The sequence below is a fragment of the Enterobacter sp. CFEC122 genome, from assembly GCF_052983755.1.
The window spans coordinates 87,314-108,906 of sequence record NZ_JBRIQR010000003.1; the positions used below are offsets into that span (position 1 = coordinate 87,314).

At 57.7% G+C, this 21,593-nt stretch carries 18 protein-coding genes and 1 pseudogene; 12 read left to right on the forward strand and 7 right to left on the reverse strand.

Going from position 1 to position 21,593, the window contains the following annotated elements; translation table 11 throughout:
• Positions 1-4 precede the first annotated feature (4 nt).
• From ACVCAM_RS03800 to ACVCAM_RS03820, 5 genes are read left to right on the forward strand one after another with little or no spacing between them, the layout of a single operon-like run.
• The gene (locus tag ACVCAM_RS03800; RefSeq protein ID WP_407223377.1) at positions 5-949 is read left to right on the forward strand and encodes an ABC transporter permease; all 945 of its coding nucleotides are present in this window, start codon (positions 5-7) and stop codon (positions 947-949) included.
• On the forward strand, positions 946-1,797 hold the full coding sequence (locus tag ACVCAM_RS03805) for an ABC transporter permease (protein WP_126348272.1): 852 nt from the start codon (positions 946-948) through the stop codon (positions 1,795-1,797). The genes ACVCAM_RS03800 and ACVCAM_RS03805 overlap by 4 nt, the downstream gene beginning before the upstream one ends.
• Positions 1,794-3,401: a dipeptide ABC transporter ATP-binding protein gene (locus tag ACVCAM_RS03810; RefSeq protein WP_248244992.1), complete on the forward strand. Its 1,608-nt coding sequence runs from the start codon at positions 1,794-1,796 to the stop codon at positions 3,399-3,401. The genes ACVCAM_RS03805 and ACVCAM_RS03810 overlap by 4 nt, the downstream gene beginning before the upstream one ends.
• On the forward strand, positions 3,398-4,387 hold the full coding sequence (locus tag ACVCAM_RS03815; RefSeq protein ID WP_008501724.1) for a putative FMN-dependent luciferase-like monooxygenase: 990 nt from the start codon (positions 3,398-3,400) through the stop codon (positions 4,385-4,387). The genes ACVCAM_RS03810 and ACVCAM_RS03815 overlap by 4 nt, the downstream gene beginning before the upstream one ends.
• A 10-nt stretch (positions 4,388-4,397) precedes the next feature.
• Positions 4,398-5,489: an alkylhydroperoxidase domain protein gene (locus tag ACVCAM_RS03820; RefSeq protein WP_407223378.1), complete on the forward strand. Its 1,092-nt coding sequence runs from the start codon at positions 4,398-4,400 to the stop codon at positions 5,487-5,489.
• Positions 5,490-5,494: 5 nt separating this feature from the next.
• Here the strand turns inward: ACVCAM_RS03820 and araJ are convergent, their stop codons facing one another.
• Positions 5,495-6,670: an MFS transporter AraJ gene (gene araJ / locus ACVCAM_RS03825; RefSeq protein ID WP_447093532.1), complete on the reverse strand. Its 1,176-nt coding sequence runs from the start codon at positions 6,668-6,670 to the stop codon at positions 5,495-5,497.
• A gap of 189 nt (positions 6,671-6,859) precedes the next feature.
• Positions 6,860-7,366, reverse strand: a complete 507-nt coding sequence (locus ACVCAM_RS03830; protein ID WP_407223380.1) for a YbjP/YqhG family protein — start codon at positions 7,364-7,366, stop codon at positions 6,860-6,862.
• Between the two features lie 339 nt (positions 7,367-7,705).
• Between ACVCAM_RS03830 and ppk2 the strand changes: the two genes are divergently transcribed.
• Entirely contained in the window at positions 7,706-8,524 is an 819-nt protein-coding gene (ppk2, locus tag ACVCAM_RS03835; protein ID WP_008501727.1) for a polyphosphate kinase 2, read from the forward strand.
• A 58-nt stretch (positions 8,525-8,582) separates the two neighbouring features.
• On the opposite strand, the gene fdnI is transcribed toward ppk2, so the two are convergent.
• Genes fdnI through fdnG form a run of 3 tightly spaced genes read right to left on the reverse strand, consistent with a single transcriptional unit; the run spans position 8,583 to position 13,175 of the window.
• Complete coding sequence (gene fdnI, locus ACVCAM_RS03840) at positions 8,583-9,239, reverse strand: formate dehydrogenase-N subunit gamma (RefSeq protein ID WP_008501728.1); 657 nt, start codon at positions 9,237-9,239, stop codon at positions 8,583-8,585.
• On the reverse strand, positions 9,232-10,116 hold the full coding sequence (gene fdxH / locus ACVCAM_RS03845; RefSeq protein WP_023292337.1) for a formate dehydrogenase subunit beta: 885 nt from the start codon (positions 10,114-10,116) through the stop codon (positions 9,232-9,234). Before fdxH ends, fdnI begins: the two co-directional genes overlap by 8 nt.
• 11 nt (positions 10,117-10,127) lie before the next feature.
• Positions 10,128-13,175 (reverse strand): formate dehydrogenase-N subunit alpha, encoded by a 3,048-nt coding sequence (gene fdnG / locus ACVCAM_RS03850; protein ID WP_407223381.1) that lies wholly within the window; start codon positions 13,173-13,175, stop codon positions 10,128-10,130.
• A gap of 220 nt (positions 13,176-13,395) precedes the next feature.
• Here fdnG and yddG point away from each other — a divergent pair, with 220 nt between their 5' ends.
• On the forward strand, positions 13,396-14,274 hold the full coding sequence (gene yddG, locus ACVCAM_RS03855; protein ID WP_045352495.1) for an aromatic amino acid DMT transporter YddG: 879 nt from the start codon (positions 13,396-13,398) through the stop codon (positions 14,272-14,274).
• A gap of 647 nt (positions 14,275-14,921) precedes the next feature.
• Here yddG and ACVCAM_RS03860 read toward each other — a convergent pair.
• Positions 14,922-15,727 (reverse strand): annotated as a pseudogene (locus tag ACVCAM_RS03860) (IS5 family transposase).
• A gap of 68 nt (positions 15,728-15,795) precedes the next feature.
• Between ACVCAM_RS03860 and ACVCAM_RS03865 the strand changes: the two are divergent.
• The gene (locus tag ACVCAM_RS03865; protein WP_447093533.1) at positions 15,796-16,884 is read left to right on the forward strand and encodes a porin OmpC; all 1,089 of its coding nucleotides are present in this window, start codon (positions 15,796-15,798) and stop codon (positions 16,882-16,884) included.
• A 52-nt stretch (positions 16,885-16,936) separates the two neighbouring features.
• On the opposite strand, the gene ACVCAM_RS03870 is transcribed toward ACVCAM_RS03865, so the two are convergent.
• Positions 16,937-17,881, reverse strand: coding sequence for a LysR substrate-binding domain-containing protein (locus tag ACVCAM_RS03870; protein ID WP_045333835.1), 945 nt, complete (start codon positions 17,879-17,881; stop codon positions 16,937-16,939).
• 170 nt (positions 17,882-18,051) lie between these two features.
• On the opposite strand from ACVCAM_RS03870, the gene ACVCAM_RS03875 reads away from it, so the two are divergent.
• Genes ACVCAM_RS03875 through ACVCAM_RS03890 form a run of 4 tightly spaced genes read left to right on the forward strand, consistent with a single transcriptional unit; the run spans position 18,052 to position 21,593 of the window.
• Positions 18,052-19,002, forward strand: coding sequence for a branched-chain amino acid ABC transporter permease (locus ACVCAM_RS03875; RefSeq protein ID WP_128302256.1), 951 nt, complete (start codon positions 18,052-18,054; stop codon positions 19,000-19,002).
• Positions 19,003-19,010: 8 nt separating this feature from the next.
• Positions 19,011-20,117, forward strand: coding sequence for a branched-chain amino acid ABC transporter permease (locus ACVCAM_RS03880; RefSeq protein WP_128302257.1), 1,107 nt, complete (start codon positions 19,011-19,013; stop codon positions 20,115-20,117).
• Positions 20,114-20,881, forward strand: coding sequence for an ABC transporter ATP-binding protein (locus ACVCAM_RS03885; RefSeq protein WP_023327554.1), 768 nt, complete (start codon positions 20,114-20,116; stop codon positions 20,879-20,881). The genes ACVCAM_RS03880 and ACVCAM_RS03885 overlap by 4 nt, the downstream gene beginning before the upstream one ends.
• Positions 20,874-21,593 carry an ABC transporter ATP-binding protein gene (locus ACVCAM_RS03890; protein ID WP_025910970.1) on the forward strand — a complete coding sequence of 240 codons (720 nt, stop codon included), beginning with the start codon at positions 20,874-20,876 and terminating at the stop codon, positions 21,591-21,593. The genes ACVCAM_RS03885 and ACVCAM_RS03890 overlap by 8 nt, the downstream gene beginning before the upstream one ends.

The following is a 21,593-nucleotide window of genomic DNA, read 5'->3' on the forward strand; positions in this document are numbered from 1 at the left end:
GACGATGCGCCACGCACTTCTTCAACGCTTTGGGCACGGGCTGCTGGTGCTGTGGGCCGCCTTTACCCTTTCGTTCGGGTTGCTCCAGGTGCTGCCGGGCGACGCGGTGCTGATTAAATTTCAGAACCCGGACCTGGGCTTAAGCCCGGCGCAAATCGAGGAGATGCGCGTGGCCTACGGCGCGGACAGCCCGCTGTGGCAGCAATACGGCCACACGCTGCTGGCGATGCTGCGCGGGGATTTCGGCTACTCGTTACAGGCAGGCGTGCCGGTCAGCGAGCTGATTGCCAGCAATCTGCCGGATACCCTGAGTCTCGCCCTGCCCGCCTTTTTACTCGCGGTCCTGCTGGCGTTTGCGCTGGCCTTTGCGTCGCGCCTGCCGGGTCTGCGCTGGCTAAGTAATACTCTCCAGTCGCTGCCGGTCCTGTTTATCTCCTTACCGACGTTCTGGCTGGGGATTGCCCTCATCCAGCTCTTTTCTTTCCAGCTGCGGCTGATCCCGGTGATTAACCCGACGCCGCTGCAGGGGTTGATCCTGCCGATCGTGACCGTCGCGATCCCGATCTCCGCCCCGCTGGCGCAAATCCTGATGCGCAGCCTGGACCAGGTGGCGACGCAGCCGTTTGTCGCCGTGGCCCGCGCCAAAGGGCTGAGTGAAACCGTCGTCCTGTGGCGCCACGTCACCGGCAACGCGCTGCTGCCGGTACTCAATATTGCCGGGCTGCTGCTGGGCGAGCTCATTGCCGGAGCGCTAATCACCGAAACCGTATTTGGCCGCAGCGGGCTCGGGCAGCTGACCCAGCAGGCGGTAAATAACCAGGACATCGCCGTGCTTCAGGCGGTGGTGATGATTTCCGCCCTCGGCTTTGTCCTGATCAATCTGCTGGTGGACCTGCTGATGCCGCTGCTGGATCCCCGTCTGCAAACCGTTACCGGAGGTGCATCATGAGCCTGGTCGATTACGCTGCCGCGGCGCGAAAACGCGTTCCCGGCTGGCAGGGCGTCGCGTGGCAGCCGGGACTGTGGCTGGCGTGGGCGGTGATTATTCTCGCGATTTTTGCCGCCGTGGCGCCCGGCCTGTTAACCCACTACAGCCCGATTGAGGGCATCGCCGGAGCGCAACGTCTGGCGCCGCAGGCGGGCCACTGGCTCGGCACCGATCAGCTTGGCCGCGATGTTTACACCCGTATTGTGTACGGTGCGTCCCACTCCCTGAGCGCGGCGCTCGCTGCCGTCACGATGGGGCTGGTGGTGGGCACCGGTCTCGGGGTGATCGCCGGGGCGTTCGGAGGACGCGTCGAGTCTTTCCTGATGCGTTTTGTCGACGTGCTGTTGTCCATTCCGTCTCTGCTGCTCTCGCTGACGGTCATTATTCTGCTCGGGTTTGGCACCGTTAACGCCGCCATTGCCGTCGGCGTGGCTTCCATTGCCAGCTTCGCCCGCCTCGCGCGCGGTGAAGTGGTGCGCATCCGCCATACGGATTATGTCGAGGCGGCGTTTGGCAGCGGCGGGACGTTCCTGGCGGTGCTGTGGCGACACATCCTGCCCAACGCCTTAACCGCCGTCCTTGCCTTTGCCACGCTGCAGTTTGGTCAGGCCATTCTGGCCCTCTCCACGCTGAGCTTTCTCGGCTACGGCACCCCGCCGCCCGTACCGGAATGGGGCTTATTGATCGCCGAAGGGCGTAACTATCTCTCTACCGCCTGGTGGTTAACCACCTTCCCCGGCGTGGTCGTCATCGCCGTCGTGCTTGCCACCAACCGTATCAGCCAGCAGTTCAGCGGAGGCCTGAAATGACCGTACTCTCGGTAGAAAACCTGACCATCAGCTACCGTACCGCGCGCCGATGGCGCGAGGTGGTGCATAACGTCAGCTTCGCCCTTCAGCGGGGGGAAATGCTGGCCTTTGTCGGCGAATCCGGTTCCGGCAAAACGACCACGGCGCAGGCGATCATTGGCCTGCTGGCGGATAACGCCCGTCGGGATGCCGGGAAAATCGTGCTCAACGGCGAGGAGATTAGCCGGTGGTCAGCGAAGCGTCTCGATACCCTTCGCGGCGCGCGAATCAGCCTGGTTCCGCAGGATCCGGGTAATTCACTCAACCCGGTGAAGACGATCGGCGTACAGGTCGGGGAAATCATTCAGCAGCACCAAAAGGTAACGACACTCCAGCGCGACGAGCAGGTGCTCGCCCTGCTGACAAAGGTGGGACTGAGCCATCCCGAACAGCGCATGAAGCAGTATCCGCATCAGCTCTCCGGCGGGATGAAACAGCGTGTGCTGATTGCCATCGCCATTGCCCTGAGCCCGGACGTCATCATTGCCGATGAGCCCACCAGCGCGCTGGACGTGACGGTGCAAAAACGCATTCTCGACCTGCTGGATATCCTGCGCCGGGAATCGGGCACCGCCGTTCTGTTTGTCACCCACGATCTGGCCCTGGCCGCCCAGCGCGCGGACAGGCTGCTGGTGTTTCGCAACGGCGAGGTTCAGGAGCACGGCGACACCGCCGATATCGTCCGCACGCCGCAGCACGCCTACACCCGTCAGCTGCTGAGCGATCTTCAGGGCCAACGCCTGACCATCGCCCCGGTAGCGGGCCTTCCGCTGGCGTCACCGGCCATTCGCGCCCGCGCCATCAGCAAACGGTTCTCGCTGGGTAAAGGTCATCAGCTTCAGGCGCTGGATCGGGTGACGTTTGACGTCAGGCGCGGCAGCACGCATGCGCTGGTCGGTGAATCCGGCTCCGGGAAAACCACCCTCGCCCGTATTTTGCTGGGTTTTGAACAGGCGGATAACGGGCAGGTCATTATTGATGACATTGATGCCACCGCGCTCAGCCGCGAGGCCCGCCGTCAGCTGCGCCAGAAGATCCAGTTTGTTTACCAGAATCCGTTCGCCTCTCTCGACCCGCGTCAGACGCTGTTCGAGATCATCGAAGAGCCCCTGAAGAACTTTTCTCGCCTCGCCAAGGCGGAGCGAAAGGCCCGGGTGGAGACCGTGGCGCAGCGGGTTGCCCTGCCCGTCGAACTCCTGACCCGCACCGCCAGAGAGCTTTCAGGCGGGCAGCGCCAGCGCGTAGCCATCGCCCGGGCGCTGATCCTGGAGCCGACCATTCTGGTGCTGGACGAAGCCACCTCCGCGCTGGACGTCACCGTCCAGGCGCAGATCCTGGCGCTGCTTCAGCAGCTGCAGCAGCAGTTGGGATTAACCTACCTGTTCATCACGCACGATCTCTCTACCGTTCGCCGGATCGCCCACAGCGTCACGGTGCTGCGCAGCGGTCAGGTGGTCGAACACGGTGACGTCGAGACCTTATTCACGTCACCGCAGAACGACTATACCCGCGAGCTGATTGCCGCCATTCCCCATTTTTCACCCGCTACGGAGGAGTTCGCATGACGCGAAAACGCCTGGGATTTTTCACCCGCCTGCTTGACGACGCCACGCCGAAAGAGCGCTATCGACTGGCTACAGAACAGATCCGCCACGCTGAACGCCACGGTTTTGACAGCGCCTGGATTGCCCAGCACCACTTCCACGAAAGTGAAGGCGGCCTGCCGTCGCCGCTGCTGTTTCTGGCCCACGTTGCGGCGCATACCGAAACCATCCGGCTGGGCACGGCCATCATCACCCTTCCGATGGAAAACCCGCTGCGCGTGGCGGAAGATGCGGCGGTGCTGGATTTACTCGCCGATGGACGTCTCGAAGTCGGCTTTGGTTCGGGCGGCACGCCGACCTCTTTCCTGCCGTTCGGACTGACGTTTGAACAGCGCGGCGCGGCCTTTGCTGACCATTTGCATGTGATCCAGAGCGCCTGGCGCGGGGATTCGCTCACCCATCCGGATAACCACCTTTATCCGCCAGCGCCACAGCTGGCTGACAGGATCTGGATTGCCACCTTTTCCGTCGACGGCGCCGTTCGCGCCGCGCGGGCCGGACACGGGTTAATGCTCTCCCGCACGCAGCCGCGTCCGGCAGACCAGTTGGATCTCACGCTCGACGCGATCCAGAACCCGATTGTGGATGCCTACCTTGAGGCCCTGCCTGCCGGTATCGCACCGCGTATTCTGGCCTCCCGTACGGCATTCGTCGCCGACAGCGATGACTACGCGCTGAAGGTTGCGACGCCGGGTCTCACCAGACAGGCCCAGCAGCATCGCGCTGCCGGACACGCGGTTAAGGGTGACACCGTCACCGATTTTCGTCGCCAGTTCGACGCCCACATCGGTTCGCCCGAGACGGTGCTGCGTTCGCTGCAGGCCGATTCCGTTCTCCGGCGCGCCACGGACATCTCATTCCAGGTCCATTCGGTCGAGCCCACCCATCGCGACACCCTGCGCTCTATCGAACTGATCGCCGAACATATTGCCCCCCACATCCTTTGAGGAGACACCTATGTCATTAAGTCACGACATTCTCGCCGAGCTGGCGGAAATCAAACCCGGTTCCCCTCTGGCAGAGGCGCGCGCCACGCGGGACGCCGCCACGCGCCACGCCCAGGGCAGCTACGAAATCTTATTCACTCAGCAGGATAGCGATTTTGCGCTGAACGAGCGCTTCGCCGTCGCGGCAAAAGTTGCGAGGTGGCACAACGCGGAGGCGCTGGCCGCGCACTATGCGGGGTTTGGCCTGGCAGACCCGACCTCAGCCCGTCTGACGCCGGCGCTCAATTTCGCGCGCCTGCTGACCTTCTCCCCCGTCGAAGCCACGCCGACATCGTTAAGGGCGCTGACCCAGGCGGGATGGAGCAAGGAAGGAATCGTGACCCTGGCGCAGCTTATCGCCTTTGTCAGCTTCCAGAGCCGACTGATTGCCGGCCTGCGGCTGCTGAACGACAGGCCTGTCGCCACAAGCGATGCGCCGGTGGCGGCAGGCGTCTGGCACACGAACGCCACCACGGCCACCGGGAAGGCGGCTCCCGTCGCCTTCACCCAGCAGGAGCTGGGCTGGGAGCCGTGGATCGCCGCCAAACCGCTGGCGGATTTTCGTGATGACGAGGTTGCTATACTGGCGAAGTTTGGCCACACCGATTCCGACTATTTCCGCCTGCTGGGGCGCAACCTGCCGGTGCTTGAACAGCGCACGCTAACGGATAAAGGGATTTTTTATACGCCGGGGGGGTTGCCGCGCGCCGAGCGCGAGCTGGCCGCAACGGTCGCCAGTAAAATCAACGGCTGCATTTACTGCGCATCTGTCCATGCGCGGAAAGCCAGCCAGCTGTCAAAGGATGACGCGGCGGTAGAGGCCCTGCTGGCCGTGCGTCCGGGGCAATCCCTGAGCGAGGGGCAGTCTGCGCGCTGGCAGGCGGAAATTAACTTTGCGGCAGCGCTGTCGGTTACGCCGCCTGCCGCCACGCCGCTGCACCTTGCCGCACTCGAAAAAGAGGGGCTGGATACCCTGGCGCAGCTTGACCTGGTGCAGTCCGCCGCGTTCTTCGCCTGGGCCAACCGCCTGATGCTGACCCTTGGCGAGCCCTGGCTTGCCTGACCCGATCAGGCTAGCGCGCGAGCGTTAGCCTGAGCCTGCCTGGCCCGCAGATAACCGTAGATCAGCAGCGCGCTCATGGCCGAGAAAGAAAGTATCGCCGCAGGCAGCGTGACGTAGAGCCAGCTAAAGCCGAGGGTAATCATCATCCCGCCAAAGTACGCGCCAATCGCGCTGCCGAGATTAAACGCCATCTGCCCGCCCGCGGCCCCCAGCATCTCCCCGCCCTTCGCATTTTGCAGAAGCAGGATCTGCAGCGGCGCAGAAAGCGCGAACAGTCCGGCGCAGCAGATAAAGCCCATCACCAGCGAGGCCGTTTTCAGTTCACCGCAGGCAAAAAGCAGCAGCAGCGAGGCGACAATCACCATGTCGGTAGTCGCCGCAATGCGCAGCGGGCTAAAGCGTCCCGAGAGTTTGCCGCTCAACAGATTGCCCAACACCATGCCAAGGCCCATCAGCATCATGATGATCGTCATCATGCCTTCGGAGAAGCCAGAAACGTTGACCATAAACGGTTTGACGAAGCTGAACCACGCGAATACACCTGCGTTACCAAACATGGTGGCGGCAAAAATCAGCCAGGGCTCCGGTTTCTTCAGGAACTGGAACTGCTCGGTCAGTTTAATTTCTGATTTGTCATGAATGTCCGGCACCCAGATCAGCACCGAGAGGATCACCAGCGCATCGAACAGGGCTATCAGGAAAAAGGTATAACGCCAGCTGAACTGGTGCCCCAGCCAGGTGCCGAGCGGCACACCCACCAGGTTGGCGACGGTCATTCCGGCGATCATCCCGGCCACCGCGACCGTCACCTTCCCCGGCGGCGCAATTTTAGACAGAATAATCGCCCCGACGCCGAAAATCGCGCCGTGCGGAAAACCGGAAATCAGCCGCCCCAGCGCCAGCCAGAAATATGACGTAGAAAACGTAAACAGGGCGTTGCCAACAGCGCACATCGCCACCAGAAACAGCAGCGTGGTTTTTAACGAGAACTTGCCTGAGAAGAGCGCCACAATCGGGGCGCCAATCACCACGCCGAAGGCATAAAACGAGATCATATTCCCGGCGGAGGGAATCGAAATACCGGTGTCATGCGCCAGCTCGGTTAACACGCCCATGATGCCAAATTCAGCCATGCCCAGGCCAAATGTGCCAAGCGCCAACGAAAATATTGTCTTTTTCATACCTCAACCACGGGTTAATCACTCGCAGCGGGCATTATTGAATAATCTTGTATGGTGAGCCAGTTCAAATCAGATGGCTGACAGGTTAATCCATTGATTCAGGGGTTTTCTCCAACTGCTACGCGGTGGGATTGGCAAACAAAAAGCCCCGGCAGGCGTCAGGGCTTTAAAGGGTTTAAGGTCTGGCTTTTACGGTGTGCTTTCTGCCGCCGCTTTAGCGCGTGTAATCGCGCCAGCATTGAAAATTGGGTGCTCGTGATTGTTCGTTACGTCACGAACGCGGTAGATTTTCCATTCATCATCTTCACGACGAAGAAATACCTCAAGATGGATGCTTCTCCCGTTACCCGCCCCTTCAATGACGTGGACTACTTCACCGTTTAAAAATGGTCTGGCGTTTTCCACTCGTAACGCAGGTATCCATTCACGGGAGTAATCTTGTGTATACGTAAAATAGTCAGACTCTATTAACTCTTGTTCAGAGATTTCCTGAATGGTATTAATGCGAGCAATCGTATCAGCAGAAACATATTTACGCAGTTCGTCGGCAGGATAAGGCCTGGTTTCATCGCTGCCGAATACGGAAAGATAGGATTTATAAAATGATTCAGTAGCGTCTTGTGCGCTACGTTCTTGATTGGCAGCCGAACTACATCCCACCAGCAACATAACGAATGATAAAAATATTCTTTTCATCAGTACATCCTTAGCACATTCACTATGAGAGCACACCAGAGCGTGTGAACGGAGATACGAAACCGCAGCGTCTTTATTCCAACTCATTCTTAGTTCCTTTAAGTAAATAAGAATGAAATTATCACATTAACCACAAATAGAGCGTGGGATTAAATGTGCTGATTTTATTGCATCTGCATAGGGAAACAGGTGCTTAGCACCTTCGTTAATACCTCTGTATCTGCTTAAAAAAGTGTCGAGACATTAATTACCTAAAAACAATACGCATAATATCAGGTGGATTACACTTCATAGTGCGGCCTCGCTTTTTCCGCACCGGACAACCTGAGGATGACAATCATGGGAAGCAAAAAGAAAACCCCTGTCGCTGTTGATGTCGTATCGAATGCACCGCTTAAGACCAAAGAGTATGAAAAAGAGCTCCGCCGCCTGCACGTCGAACTGGTTAAGCTCCAGCAGTGGGTCGTCGCCAAAGGGTTAAAAGTGTGTATTGTTTTTGAAGGACGCGATGGTGCTGGCAAAGGCGGCACCATTAAAGCGATCACCGAGCGCGTCAGCCCGCGCGTGTTTCGCGTTGTTGCGCTCCCTGCTCCGACTGAAAAGGAAAAAAGCCAGCTCTACTTCCAGCGCTATGTGCCCCACCTGCCTTCGGCGGGTGAAATCGTGATCTTCGATCGCAGCTGGTATAACCGCGCGGGCGTTGAGCGAGTGATGGGGTTCTGCACGGAGGAACAGGCGGAGAAATTTTTAGACGGCGCGCCGGTTATGGAAAAAGCGATGGTCGATGCCGGGATTATCCTGCTGAAGTACTGGCTGGAGGTGACGCCGAAAGAGCAGGAGCGCCGCCTGCGCGACCGTATTAACGATGGGCGTAAGATCTGGAAGCTGTCGCCGATGGATATTAAGTCTTTTAACCTGTGGGATGAGTATACCCTTGCGCGCGACGCCATGTTTGAAGCCACCGATACCGCCTGGGCGCCGTGGTTTGTGGCGCGTTCAGAGGATAAAAAACGCGTGCGCCTGAATATTATTTCGCATCTGCTTTCGCAGATCCCGTATAAAGAAATTCACGTCGACAAGGTGGATTTACCGAAACGCAAAATCGGCAAGGTCAAACCCACGAAATACCCGTTCCGGTATGTGGAAGAGCGGTTCTGATTTGAAGAGTAGGCCCGCGCAAGCGCAGCGCCGCCGGGCAAAGCCGACGGCGCAGGTTTTACTTCATCCCTTCCGTACTTTCCTGTTTTGCTTCCAGTCGCTCCACGTCACGGTACCAGCGCGGGTGGTGTTTCTGCGCCCAGCGGCGGCTCACCTTCCCTTCAATCATGCCTTTAATCGATCCTTTCACCCAGAACGCCATATACATATGGATCAGGATGGCGTGAATCAGAATGATGGCCGACGTCGCGTGGATTAGCAGCGCGTAGCGAATCACCTGTATCGGGAAGTAGTGTGCAAAATACGGACGCCAGATCATCACCCCGGTCACCAGCAGCACAAAAATCATGCTCATGATGGTCCAGAACATCATCTTCTGCCCGGCGTTGTATTTCCCCACCTTCGCGACTTTGTGCTCGTTACCCTTCAGGACTTCAACGATCCCTTTCACCCACGGGATATCCTGCTTGTCCGGAATATTGTGATGAACGAAGCGCACGAACATAAACATCAGCACCACGAAAATCAGCACGCCGAAGAACGGGTGCAGAATGCGCCCCATCTGCGGCGTACCGAAGGTTTCGGTCAGCCACTGCAGCGTCGGGAAGAAGAACGAAATTCCCGATACCGCCACCAGGAAGAAGCAGATCACTACCGTCCAGTGACAGGCGCGATCGACAAATTTGGTGCGCACTATCATTTTCGACTTACTCATGATGCTCCTCCTCGTCGTCATCCACCTCTTTGTTTGGCCCGATACCGATGTAGTGATAAATCAGCCCGGCAAAGGTAGCGATAAAGCCCGCCGCGGAGAGCGGCTTGAGCGCACCTTTCCACAGGTTGATGGAGGTATCGATCGCCGGATCCTTCGGCAGGTTGTGGTACAGCTCCGGCTGGTCGCTATGGTGCAGCACATACATCACGTGCGTACCGCCCACGCCCTGCGGGTTGTAAACGCCCGCTTTGTCGTAGCCCCGCGCTTTGAGCTTATCGACGCGTTCCTGCGCCACGTCCAGCATCTCTTTTTTGGTGCCAAAGTGAATGGCGCCGGTTGGACAGGTCTTCACGCAGGCAGGCTCCTGCCCGACGCTGACGCGGTCCACGCACAGGGTGCATTTGTATACCCGGTTATCCTCTTTATTGAGGCGCGGGATATTAAACGGGCAGCCCGCGATGCAGTACCCGCATCCGATGCAGTTGTCCTGCTGGAAATCGACGATCCCGTTGGCATACTGAATAATTGCCCCGGCAGACGGGCACGCCTTCAGGCAGCCCGGATCTTCACAGTGCATACAGCCGTCTTTGCGGATCAGCCACTCCAGCTTGCCGTTCTGGTCGGTTTCGCTAAAGCGCATCACCGTCCAGGATTTGGCACTCAGATCCGCCGGATTGTCGTACACCCCAACGCAGTGCCCTACCTCGTCGCGAATATCGTTCCACTCCGAACAGGCCACCTGACAGGCCTTACAGCCCACGCAGGAGGAGACGTCGATAAGCTTGGCGACCTCTGCCTTGTAGTCCCGCGCGCGGGGCGCGGGCGTTATGGGGTTGGTCGCGGAGCGTTTAATAATGTCTTGTGTTTCCATCGCCATTTAATCGCTCCTTACGCTTTCTCGATGTTGACCAGAAACGCTTTATACTCCGGCGTTTGCGAGTTGGAATCGCCGACGTTTGGCGTCAGGGTATTGGCGATGTAGCCTTTCTGCGCCACCCCTTCAAAGCCCCAGTGCAACGGGATACCGACGGTTTCCACCTGCTGGCCGTGCACGTTCAGCGACTGCAGGCGGCGGGTGACCACCGCCACCGCGCGGATAAAGCCGCGCTTGCTGCTCACCTTCACGCGGTCGCCGTTGGCGATGCCCTTCGCTTTCGCCAGCGTTTCGCTTATCTCCACAAACTGTTCCGGCTGCGCGATGGCGTTAAGCCGCGCGTGCTTGGTCCAGGTATGGAAATGCTCGGTCAGGCGGTAGGTCGTCCCTACGTACGGGAACTTGTCCTTTTTGCCCAGGCGCAGCACGTCGTCTTCGTAGATCCGCACCACCGGGCTGGAGACCACGTTCGGGTGCAGCGGGTTGGTGCCGAGCGGCGTTTCCATCGGCTCGTAGTGTTCCGGGAACGGCCCTTCCGCCAGCTTGTTGAGGGCGAACAGGCGTCCCAGCCCTTCCGGCTGCATGATAAACGGCCCGGTGTTGCTGCCCGGCGCGGCGGTGCTGTAGTCCGGGATGTCGTTCCCCGTCCATTTCGCCCCGTTCCACTGGATCAGCATCCGTTTCGGATCCCACGGCTTGCCGTTGATATCCGCCGACGCGCGGTTGTAGAGCACGCGACGGTTCAGCGGCCATGCCCAAGCCCAGCCCAGCGTGTTGCCCAGGCCTGACGGGTCAGCGTTGTCGCGGTTCGCCATCTGGTTACCCTGCTCCGTCCAGCTGCCGGTGTAGATCCAGCAGGATGATGCCGTGGTACCGTCGTCACGCAGCAGCGCGAAGCTGTTCAGCAGCTGGCCTTTCTTCGCCACCAGGTTGCCGTTAGCGTCGTAGAGATCCGCCAGCGCCACGCCGTTGTTCTCTTTCGCGACCTCTTCGGATTCAGGACGATCCGGCTGCTTGTAGCGCCAGCTCATCTTCAGCAGCGGCTCCGCGCCTTTGCCGCCTTCGGTGCGATACATTTCGCGCAGGCGGTGATAAATCCCGGCCAGGATCTCGCCGTCGTTGCGCGCTTCACCCGGTGCATCCTGACCTTTCCAGTGCCACTGCAGCCAGCGGCCGGAGTTGGCAATGGAGCCATCCTCTTCCGCAAAGCAGGTGGACGGCAGGCGGAACACTTCGGTCTGAATCGAGGCCGGATCGACATCGTTCGATTCCCCGTGGTTCTGCCAGAAGGTGGAGGTCTCGGTCACCAGCGGATCGATAACGACCATGTACTTCAGCTTGCTCAGGCTGCGAACGACTTTGTTCTTGTCCGGGAAGGAGGCCACCGGGTTGAAGCCCTGGCAGATATACCCCGTGACGTCGCCCTTATCCATCATGTTGAAATACTTGATGACGTCGTAAGCCTGATCCCACTTCGGCAGCCACTCAAAGCCCCAGTCGTTCTCTTTCTGCGCCGCATCGCCGTAGAAGGATTTCATCAGGCTGACGTAGAACTTCGGATAGTTGCTCCAGTAGTTCACCTGATCCGGCAGCGTCGCTTTTGGCGTATTGGCCTCAAGATATGCTTGCAGATCGGCCTGCTTTTCAGACGGCAGCGTCAGGTAGCCCGGCAGGCTGGTGGAGAGCAGACCGAGATCGGTCAGGCCCTGAATGTTTGAGTGGCCGCGCAGCGCGTTCACGCCGCCGCCTGCCATCCCCATGTTGCCGAGCAGCAGCTGGATCATCGCCATGGTGCGGATGTTCTGCGCGCCCACGGTGTGCTGCGTCCAGCCCAGCGCGTACAGGAACGTGGTGGTTCTGTCGGCGGCGCTGGTGGAAGCCAGCACTTCACACACCTTCAGGAAGTCCGCTTTCGGCGTGCCGCAGATGTTCTCCACGACGTCCGGCGTATAGCGGGAGACGTGCTGCTTCAGCAGGTTCCACACGCAGCGCGGATGCGTGAGCGTTTCATCGCGCATCGCATAGCCGTTTTCATCGAACTGATAGTTCCAGGAGGTTTTATCGTATTGACGTTTTTCGGCGTCATAGCCGCTAAACAGCCCGTCTTCGAAGGCAAAATCATCCCGCACCAGCAGGTTCGCGTTGGTGTAGTGCTTAACGTATTCCGCGTTAATTTTGTTGTTTTCGATCAGGTACAGCAGCACGCCGGACAGGAACGTAATGTCCGTACCGGAGCGGATCGGCGCATAGATATCGGCCACCGATGCCGTACGCGTAAAGCGCGGATCGACGACGATAAGCGTCGCATCGTTGTTGTTTTTCGCTTCCATCGCCCAGCGGAACCCCACCGGATGGGCTTCAGCGGCGTTACCGCCCATCACCACCACGACGTTCGCGTTTTTGATATCAACCCAGTGGTTGGTCATCGCACCGCGACCAAATGTTGGAGCAAGACTTGCTACCGTTGGTCCGTGTCAGACGCGCGCCTGGTTGTCTACCGCCAGCATGCCGAGCGAGCGCACAAATTTTTGCGTCAGCATGCCGGTTTCATTACTGGCCGCCGAGGCGCATAGCATGCCGGTGGAAAGCCAGCGGTTGACCGTCACGCCCTGCGCGTTCTTTTCAATAAAGTTGGCGTCGCGGTCGGCTTTCATCAATTTCGCAATACGGGAGAAGGCCTCATCCCAGGAGATACGCTGCCATTTGTCGGAGCCCGGCGCGCGGTATTCGGGGTAGCGCAGGCGGTTCTCGCTGTGGACGTAGTCCAGCAGCCCCGCCCCTTTCGGGCATAACGCCCCGCGGCTCACCGGATGATCCGGATCCCCTTCAATGTGATAAATCGCTTCTCTGGCGTTCTTCGCGCCATCGCCCAGGCTATACATTAAAAGCCCACAACCCACGGAGCAGTATGTGCAGGTGTTACGGATCTCTTTGGCGCGCAGCAGTTTATAGTTGCGTGCCTGAGCCAGCGCCATTTTGGGAGCAAATCCCAGCATTGCGGCTGTTGTTCCGGCCATACCGCCCGCGCAGATTTTAAAAAATTGTCTGCGGCTGACGTCCATTGCTGTCCTCGTTATCTGAAAAGACTTCGCGCCGCAAACTAACAGCAAAGCCCCTGATTTTTTTGCGTCAAATCAAGGTCATCAGCCTTCCCCCCCTTAATAGTCACCTCCGCAACGTTTCATTACCCCTTTTTGATTAACGGCTTAAGAGAATAATTCACGACAGCGACAGGCGTAATGCGATACATTTTTCCTTTAATTTTTATTGTGATGGCGAGTAATGGACAGAAAGAGAGCAACGCTTATTGGGCTGGCGGCAATACTGTTATGGAGCACCATGGTCGGCCTTATTCGCAGCGTGAGTGAGGGATTGGGCCCTGTTGGCGGTGCCGCGATGATCTACACCCTCAGCGGAATACTGTGTCTGGTGACGGTAGGATTTCCTGATATCCGACGGTTTTCTCCCCGCTATCTTATTGCCGGCAGCGTTTTATTTGTCAGCTACGAAATATGTCTGGCGCTGTCGCTGGGCTATGCCGCCACGCGCGCGCAGGCGATTGAAGTCGGTATGGTCAATTATCTCTGGCCGAGCCTGACGATCGTATTTGCGATTTTGTTCAACGGGCAAAAGTCTACCCTGTGGGTGATCCCCGGCTTGCTCATTTCGCTGCTGGGCGTGTGCTGGGTATTGGGCGGCGAAGAAGGATTACACCTTGAGGAAATAACCCGGAATGTCGTTTCCAGCCCTCTGAGCTATGCGCTGGCGTTTGCCGGGGCCTTTATCTGGGCCGCCTATTGCACCGTCACCAGCAAATTTGCGAAAGGGCAAAACGGCATCACCCTGTTTGTTTTGCTGACCGCGCTGAGTCTGTGGGTGAAATATGCCCTGAGCGATCAGCCCGACATGGTGTTCACGCTTCCGGTAGTCGTGAAGCTGGTTATGTGCGGTATCGCGCTTGGGTTTGGTTACGCCGCCTGGAATATTGGCATCCTGCACGGTAACGTCACGGTTCTGGCTGCCGTATCCTATTTTACCCCCGTGCTTTCTGCCGCGCTTGCCGCCGCGGTGCTAAGCTCCCCCCTGTCATTCTCGTTCTGGCAAGGCGCGCTGATGGTCTGCGCCGGGTCGTTGCTCTGCTGGTACGCCACACGAAAATAACGCTGCTCGACTGGCCGGGGGAATTTCAACCCGGCAACATAATTAACATAAATTTAAAATGTGATCAGACATCAGAATATTTATCATGATAATAGAGCATCTGTTTAAGTTCGGTTTATATTGAACGCCTTCTGTAAAGCGACCTGAAGCGAGTTGACACAAACTGACAACCCAATGAAATTAGTGAGTAATGAATATTAACGCTCAGGATAGCATGGCGTGCAATAATTCAGCTCTGACAGTTTTATGATAATATGCGGAATAGACGCTGAAAAATTAAATAACCCATTGTTTTTAAAGAAAAGCAGCAATACCACCCTCATTAAACCCTCGGAAATTGCGAAATTTAACGCGATAAACAAAAACCATCAGAAATTATAGTAAAAGCAATAATCCCACTAACTAAATAGCTATTAATCGTATAAATTCCGACCATATTGTTTGAATGATCGCCTTCTCACACGATCGAGATCACACTAATTGAAATTATCTCTAATATTTTGAAACTTATTATTGAAATAAGACTACGAGATTTTTAAGAATAGCATGCCATTGACGAACAGCCTCGTTTAGAAATCGTTCAAAGTGGTTCAGGAAATACCGAAAAAAATTATAAGGAACATTTAAGATGAAACTTAAATTAGAGCCTATCCCAATAGGGTTTTGTTCCAGACAATGACACCACAGGCAAAATGCAGCATCGCCTCATAATTCTCGACCTTCTTCTCCCAACGAGTCAGGACACGGCGGTAGCGATTCATCCAACTGTGTGTTCTCTCTACAACCCAGCGGTGAGCCTTAAAATCCGTGTATTTGATGGCCTCTGACTCATCCTTTCGTGACTGGATATGAGGTTCATAGCGACGACTTTTCAGATACGATTCCAGCCATTCCGCTTCATACCCTTTGTCCATGCACAACCGGAGCCTCTTGCCCGGTCTGCCCGTCTGGAGGGCATCGAGCGTATCCGTAACCAACTTTATGTCGTGCGTATTTGCTCCGGCAACAACCAGTGCAAGCGGTAGCCCGTTCCCGTCAGTCATCAGACTGCGCTTTACGCCCTGTTTCCCCCGGTCTGTAGGGTTCCTGCCTGTTTTTTTGAGCCTGCCAGCGGTGATTTGGTTATACAACCATCCATCGACAGCCACGACCAGTCAATAGAGTCCAACTGTTCGCAAGCAAGCAACCCATTTTGCCAGAAGCGTTCAAATACTCCAGCATCTCGCCACTCCTGAAATCGGCGATGAGCAGAGCTTGACGAGCATATACCGGTGGCATTCAGCGCATTCCATTGGCAGCCCGTCCTGAGTACGAAGAAAATGGCGTTCATTGCAGCGCGATTATCAACCCGCTTGCGGTGCGTACCCAGCGGGTGTTGAGTTTTATGCTCCGGGATGAGTGGAGCCATTTTCTCCCAGAGTCCATCACTGATCTGCCACTTGTTGCCCGCCACGCTTCGCCCTCAGAAATTATCATATTGTATTATCTGACAATTCCTTTTGGGATAGGTTCTTAGTTGCAGTGGCAGTCACTTCCATGCTGGCAGCAGGCGTTGTTAACGCTGCCGAAATTTACAACAAAGACGGTAACAAGCTGGATCTGTACGGTAAAGTGACAGGTCTGCACTATTTCTCTGATGATGCTGGCGCAGATGGCGATAAAACCTACATGCGTATCGGCTTCAAGGGTGAAACCCAGGTTAACGATCAGCTGTCCGGTTACGGCCAGTGGGAATACCAGATTCAGGGCAACAAAGACGAAGGCGACAACCAGTCCTGGACTCGTGTGGCGTTTGCAGGTCTGAAGTTCGCGGAAGCAGGTTCATTCGATTACGGTCGTAACTACGGCGTGATTTACGACGTGACCTCCTGGACTGACGTTCTGCCAGAATTCGGCGGTGACACCTACGGTGCCGACAACTTCCTGCAGTCTCGTGCTAACGGCGTGGCAACCTACCGTAACCAGGACTTCTTTGGTCTGGTTGATGGCCTGAACTTTGCTCTGCAGTATCAGGGTAAAAACGGCAGCGTGAGTGGTGAAAACACCAGCGGCCGCAGCCTGCTGAACCAGAACGGTGACGGCTATGGCGCATCCCTGACTTACGATCTGGGCGAAGGCTTCAGCGTAGGTGGTGCAATGTCCTCCTCCCGTCGTACCGCTGACCAGAATGCGGCTGGCGTATACGGTGAAGGCGACCGCGCAGAAGTATACAGCGGTGGTGTGAAATACGACGCGAACAACATTTACCTCGCGGCGCAGTACTCTCAGACCTACAATGCAACCCGTTTCGGTACCTCTAACAACAAGCGTACCGACATTTACGGCTTTGCAAATAAGGCGCAAAACTTCGAAGTTGTGGCCCAGTATCAGTTCGACTTTGGCCTGCGTCCGTCTATCGCTTACCTGCAGTCTAAAGGCAAAGACATCGAAAACTTCGGCGACCAGGACCTGGTGAAATACATCGATGTTGGCACGACCTATTATTTTAACAAAAACATGTCCACCTACGTGGATTACAAAATCAACCTGCTCGATGACAACACGTTCACTCGCCAGGCAGGCATAGGTACCGACAACATCGTAGCGCTGGGTCTGACCTACCAGTTCTAAATCTTGTCTCTCCTAAAGCCAGCTGAACAGCTGGCTTTTTTATCGTCCTCTTTTACCCGCCAGACGACTCCCCGCCCGCTGCCCGCCGCAGCCAGTTTTGCAGCAGCTTGCCGTCTTCGGTCATCTCTGAATCTGAGCGCACGCAGAGGTAATAGTCGCGTCCGTCATCAATCGGTAGGTCAAAGATCTTCACCAGCTCGCCGCTCTCAAGATACGGCGCAATCAGCGGCTCCCGCATCAGCGCACACCCCAGACCCGCCTGTACGCCCGCCAGCGTCAGCAGACCGTCCTCAAACATTGGACCGCTGCGGCGAACGGGACGCTTCACCCCCTGCTGTACAAACCACTGCGCCCACGTCGTGCGCTCCTCATCGTGCAGCAGCGGCATCTGCAGCAGTTGCTCAGGCGTGTCGATATGGCCGTGAACGCGCAAAAACGCGCGGCTGCACACCGGCACCATCTGTCCGGAAATCAGCTTTTCACTCTGATAGCCCGCCCACTGGCCGTTGCCAAAACGAATCGACATATCCGACGCGTCGCTCAGATAGTTACGATGGTTGGCATACACCACGTTAATCTCGGTCTGCGGGTTGGCGCGCATAAACGCAGGCAAGCGCGGGATAAACCACCCCATACCAAAAAGCGGGATCAGGCTGATGGTGACCTGACGCGTTTGCGCCTGCTCCGCCAGGTGCTCCGTCGCCTGGCGCAGCACGTTAAACGCCGCACGGATCGAGCGGTAATATTCCCGCCCGTGCTGGCTCAGCACCAGCCTGCGCCCCTGACGCTCCGTCAGCGGCATTTGCAGGTACCCTTCGAGCACCCTGAGCTGATGGCTGACGGCCGACGGAGAAATGTCCAGCTCCTGCGCGGCCAGCGTGACGCTGCCCAGCCGGGCGATGGCCTCAAAGGCACGCACAGCCCGAAGCGGCGGATCGTTTGCAAGGCGACTTTCTGCATACGCAGGCAGGCCAACCAATTGTTCTGTTTTATTCATATGTTGATTTCTTTAGGCTTTTCACCCAAAAACAGGTCTTCATTATATTTATATAAATCATAAAGATAGAGCAATATCTATTTATCATAAGAAATAATAGATGCGTATTTTACAATTTAATTCATTTATTGGATGGTAGCCGCAGAACGAGCACTTTGCGGGTACAGACGTTGGATACACTCATACAACAACTGATCAACGGTGTGATGCTGGGAAGCATCTACGCGCTGATCGCGCTGGGCTATACCATGGTGTATGGCATTTTGCGCATTATTAACTTTGCTCACGGCGATATTCTGATGGTCGGCGCGCTCACCACGCTCTCCGCCATAAACGCCCTGAATACCACCTTCCCGCATATGCCGCTGCTGTTGCAGCTTGGCGTTGCCCTGGTGATTGCCATGGCCGTTTGCGCCGTGCTGGCAATGGCCGTTGAACGCTTTGCCTACCGTCGACTGCGCAACGCACCGCGCCTGGCGCCACTGATCTCGGGTATCGGCGTCTCCGTCCTGCTGCAAACCGTGGCGATGATTATCTGGACGCGCAACCCGCTGATGTTCCCGCAGATCCTGCCGATGGACCCTATCGCCGTCACGTCCGGCAGCGAAGCGCACCCGCCCGCCATCGTGACCGTTACCGGAATTGTCACCGTGGCGCTGGCACTGGCTGTGATGACCGGGCTGTGGCTGCTGGTGGAATACACCCGTCTGGGGCGCGGCATGCGCGCCGTGGCGGAAAACCCGCGCGTGGCCACGCTGATGGGGGTTAACCCAAACGCCATTATCACCCTGACGTTTGCCATTGGCGGCGTGTTCGCCGCGCTGGCAGGCGTAATGATGGCGAGCAACTACGGCAACGCCAGCTTCTCGATGGGCTTTTTGCCCGGGATCAAGGCCTTTACCGCCGCCGTGCTGGGGGGCATTGGCAACATTCGGGGCGCCATGATCGGCGGGATACTGCTCGGCATTATCGAAGCGCTGGGCGCAGGCTACCTGGGTGAACTAACTCACGGCGTATTTGGCAGCAACTATCAGGATGTCTTTGCCTTTATGGTGCTGATCCTGGTGCTGGTCTTCCGTCCGGCTGGCCTGCTGGGCGAGCGCGTGGCGAACAGGGCGTAAGGAATACCATGACAACACTTCAACTCCAGGCCCCGGCGGCGACGCGCAAATTCTGGTCAGGCATGAGCCTGTTCTGCCTCGCGCTGCTGATTGCGCCCGTGGTGGCCACGCAGCTTGGCGGCAACTACTGGGTGCGCGTCATCGACTTCGCCCTGCTCTACATCATGCTGGCGCTCGGGCTTAACATTGTGGTGGGCTATACCGGCCTGCTGGACATGGGCTTTATCGCCTTTTACGCGGTCGGCGCCTACCTCGCGGCACTGATGGCTTCCCCGCACCTGCTGGAGGTGTTCCCGATCCTCGGCGTCTGGTTCCCGGAGGGGCTGCATACCTCGTATCTGCTCATTATTCCGCTGGCCGCCCTCGTCGCGGCCGTCTGCGGGATTTTACTCGGTGCTCCTACGCTCAAGCTGCGCGGGGACTACCTGGCGATAGTGACCCTCGGCTTTGGCGAAATTATCCGCATCCTGATGCGTAACCTCGACCGTCCGGTGAACATCACCAACGGCGCAAAGGGCATAACCGGAGTGGATACGCTGAACCTGTTCGGCCTGAAGTTCAGCGGCGTATACCACTGGTTTGGTTTCAAAGTACCCGCGCTGTGGCTGTGGTACTACCTGCTGATGCTGGTGATTATCGCGATCGTCTTCGTCTGCCTGCGCCTGCAGCATTCCCGTATTGGCCGCGCCTGGCACGCCATCCGCGAGGATGAAGATGTGGCGCGCGCGATGGGCATCAACGTGCGTAACTATAAGCTGCTCGCCTTTGCGATGGGCGCCTCCTTTGGCGGCGTGGCGGGTGCGCTTTTCGGCGCGTTTCAGGGCTTTGTCTCCCCGGAATCCTTCACGTTACAGGAATCGATTGCCGTACTGGCGATGGTGGTGCTGGGCGGTATGGGGCACATTCCGGGCGTGATCCTCGGCGCGGTACTGCTTACCGCCCTGCCGGAACTGCTGCGCAGCCAGGCAGCGCCGGTGCAGCAGGCGCTGTTCGGTACGGTGCTGATTGATCCTGAAGTGTTGCGACAGCTGTTTTACGGTCTGGCACTGGTGCTGGTGATGCTGGTGCGCCCGTCCGGCATCTGGCCGGTACGCCACAAGGAGGTGAAGGCATGAGTCTGTTAACCGTACGCAACATGTCAAAACGCTTCGGCGGGCTGACTGCCGTGGATGACGTTTCGATTACCGTGAACAGAGGCGAGATCTACGGGCTGATCGGCCCCAACGGCGCGGGAAAAACCACCTGCTTTAACCTGATCACCGGGCTTTATCCGGCGGACAGCGGCGAATTTTCGATTGCCGATAAGCCCTACTTCCCGAAGCAGATAGAGAAAGTGACCGCCGCCGGGATTGCCCGCACCTTCCAGAACGTGCGCCTCTTCAACGAGATGTCGGTGCTGGAAAACGTGATGGTGGGCCGCCACGTGCGCACCCGTAACGGCCTGTGGGCCGCGCTGAGCCGCCACAAACGCGCCCGCGAGGAAGAGAAGCAGACCCGCGAACTGGCCTGGCACTGGCTGGACTATACCGGCATTGCGCAGTTCGCCCACTATCGCGCCTGCGATCTGGCCTATGGTCATCAGCGTCGGCTTGAAATCGCCCGCGCGCTGGCAACGGATCCGCTGCTGCTGGCGCTAGATGAACCCGCTGCCGGGATGAACGCGGCGGAAAAAGTGGCGCTCGGCGAGCTGCTCATCCGCATTCGCGATGACGGCAAAACCCTGCTGATGATTGAGCATGACGTCAAGCTGGTGATGGGCATCTGCGACCGCCTGACGGTGCTTGATTACGGCAAAACGCTCGCCAGCGGCACGCCGGAAAGCGTGCGGCGCGACCCGGCAGTGGTCGCCGCCTGGCTTGGAGGTCACGCCCATGTCTGAATTACTGAAGGTGGAACGTCTGGACGTGCATTACGGCGGCATTCAGGCCGTACGCGATGTCTCCTTTACCCTGCGCGAGGGCGAACAGGCTACGCTGATCGGCGCGAACGGCGCGGGGAAAAGCTCCACCGTGCGCGCCATTACCGGGCTGGAAAGCTTTAGCGGCAGCATTGACTTCAGCGGTAAAGCGGTGCGTAAACAGAGCCCGGAGACCCTGCTTCGCGACGGGCTGGTGATGGTCCCGGAGGGCCGCGGGATCTTCTCCCGCATGACGGTACTGGAAAACCTGCAGATGGGCGCCTGGCTCAGGCGTGACACTGTCACCGTCAGGCGCGAAATGAACGAAATTTTCGAGCGTTTCCCGCGTCTGGGCGAACGCCAGCATCAGCTTGCCGGGCTGCTGTCCGGCGGCGAGCAACAGCTGCTGGCCCTTAACCGCGCCCTGCTCAGCCGCCCGCGCCTGCTGATCCTCGACGAGCCGTCAATGGGCCTTGCCCCGAAGATGGTCGAGAACATATTTGCCGTTATTGCCGGGCTGCGCGAGCGCGGCGTCGCCCTGCTGCTTATCGAACAAAACGCCCGGCTCGCGCTGGAGGTGACCGACAGCGCGTGGGTGATGGACAGCGGCAGCATTGTTCATCATGGCGAATCGAAAGCGCTGCTCAACGACGACCAGATTGCACAGATTTATTTGGGCGAAATGCCCGTTTAA

Coding starts and splice junctions, on each gene's coding strand:
- araJ (WP_447093532.1), bottom strand. CDS start 6,670: ATGAAAAAGACAATATTTTCGTTGGCGCTTGGCACATTTGGCCTGGGC.
- ACVCAM_RS03890 (WP_025910970.1), top strand. CDS start 20,874: ATGTCTGAATTACTGAAGGTGGAACGTCTGGACGTGCATTACGGCGGC.
- ACVCAM_RS03810 (WP_248244992.1), top strand. CDS start 1,794: ATGACCGTACTCTCGGTAGAAAACCTGACCATCAGCTACCGTACCGCG.
- ACVCAM_RS03800 (WP_407223377.1), top strand. CDS start 5: ATGCGCCACGCACTTCTTCAACGCTTTGGGCACGGGCTGCTGGTGCTG.
- yddG (WP_045352495.1), top strand. CDS start 13,396: ATGGACAGAAAGAGAGCAACGCTTATTGGGCTGGCGGCAATACTGTTA.
- ACVCAM_RS03805 (WP_126348272.1), top strand. CDS start 946: ATGAGCCTGGTCGATTACGCTGCCGCGGCGCGAAAACGCGTTCCCGGC.
- fdxH (WP_023292337.1), bottom strand. CDS start 10,116: ATGGCGATGGAAACACAAGACATTATTAAACGCTCCGCGACCAACCCC.
- fdnI (WP_008501728.1), bottom strand. CDS start 9,239: ATGAGTAAGTCGAAAATGATAGTGCGCACCAAATTTGTCGATCGCGCC.
- ACVCAM_RS03820 (WP_407223378.1), top strand. CDS start 4,398: ATGTCATTAAGTCACGACATTCTCGCCGAGCTGGCGGAAATCAAACCC.
- ppk2 (WP_008501727.1), top strand. CDS start 7,706: ATGGGAAGCAAAAAGAAAACCCCTGTCGCTGTTGATGTCGTATCGAAT.
- ACVCAM_RS03870 (WP_045333835.1), bottom strand. CDS start 17,881: ATGAATAAAACAGAACAATTGGTTGGCCTGCCTGCGTATGCAGAAAGT.
- ACVCAM_RS03815 (WP_008501724.1), top strand. CDS start 3,398: ATGACGCGAAAACGCCTGGGATTTTTCACCCGCCTGCTTGACGACGCC.
- ACVCAM_RS03885 (WP_023327554.1), top strand. CDS start 20,114: ATGAGTCTGTTAACCGTACGCAACATGTCAAAACGCTTCGGCGGGCTG.
- ACVCAM_RS03830 (WP_407223380.1), bottom strand. CDS start 7,366: ATGAAAAGAATATTTTTATCATTCGTTATGTTGCTGGTGGGATGTAGT.
- ACVCAM_RS03880 (WP_128302257.1), top strand. CDS start 19,011: ATGACAACACTTCAACTCCAGGCCCCGGCGGCGACGCGCAAATTCTGG.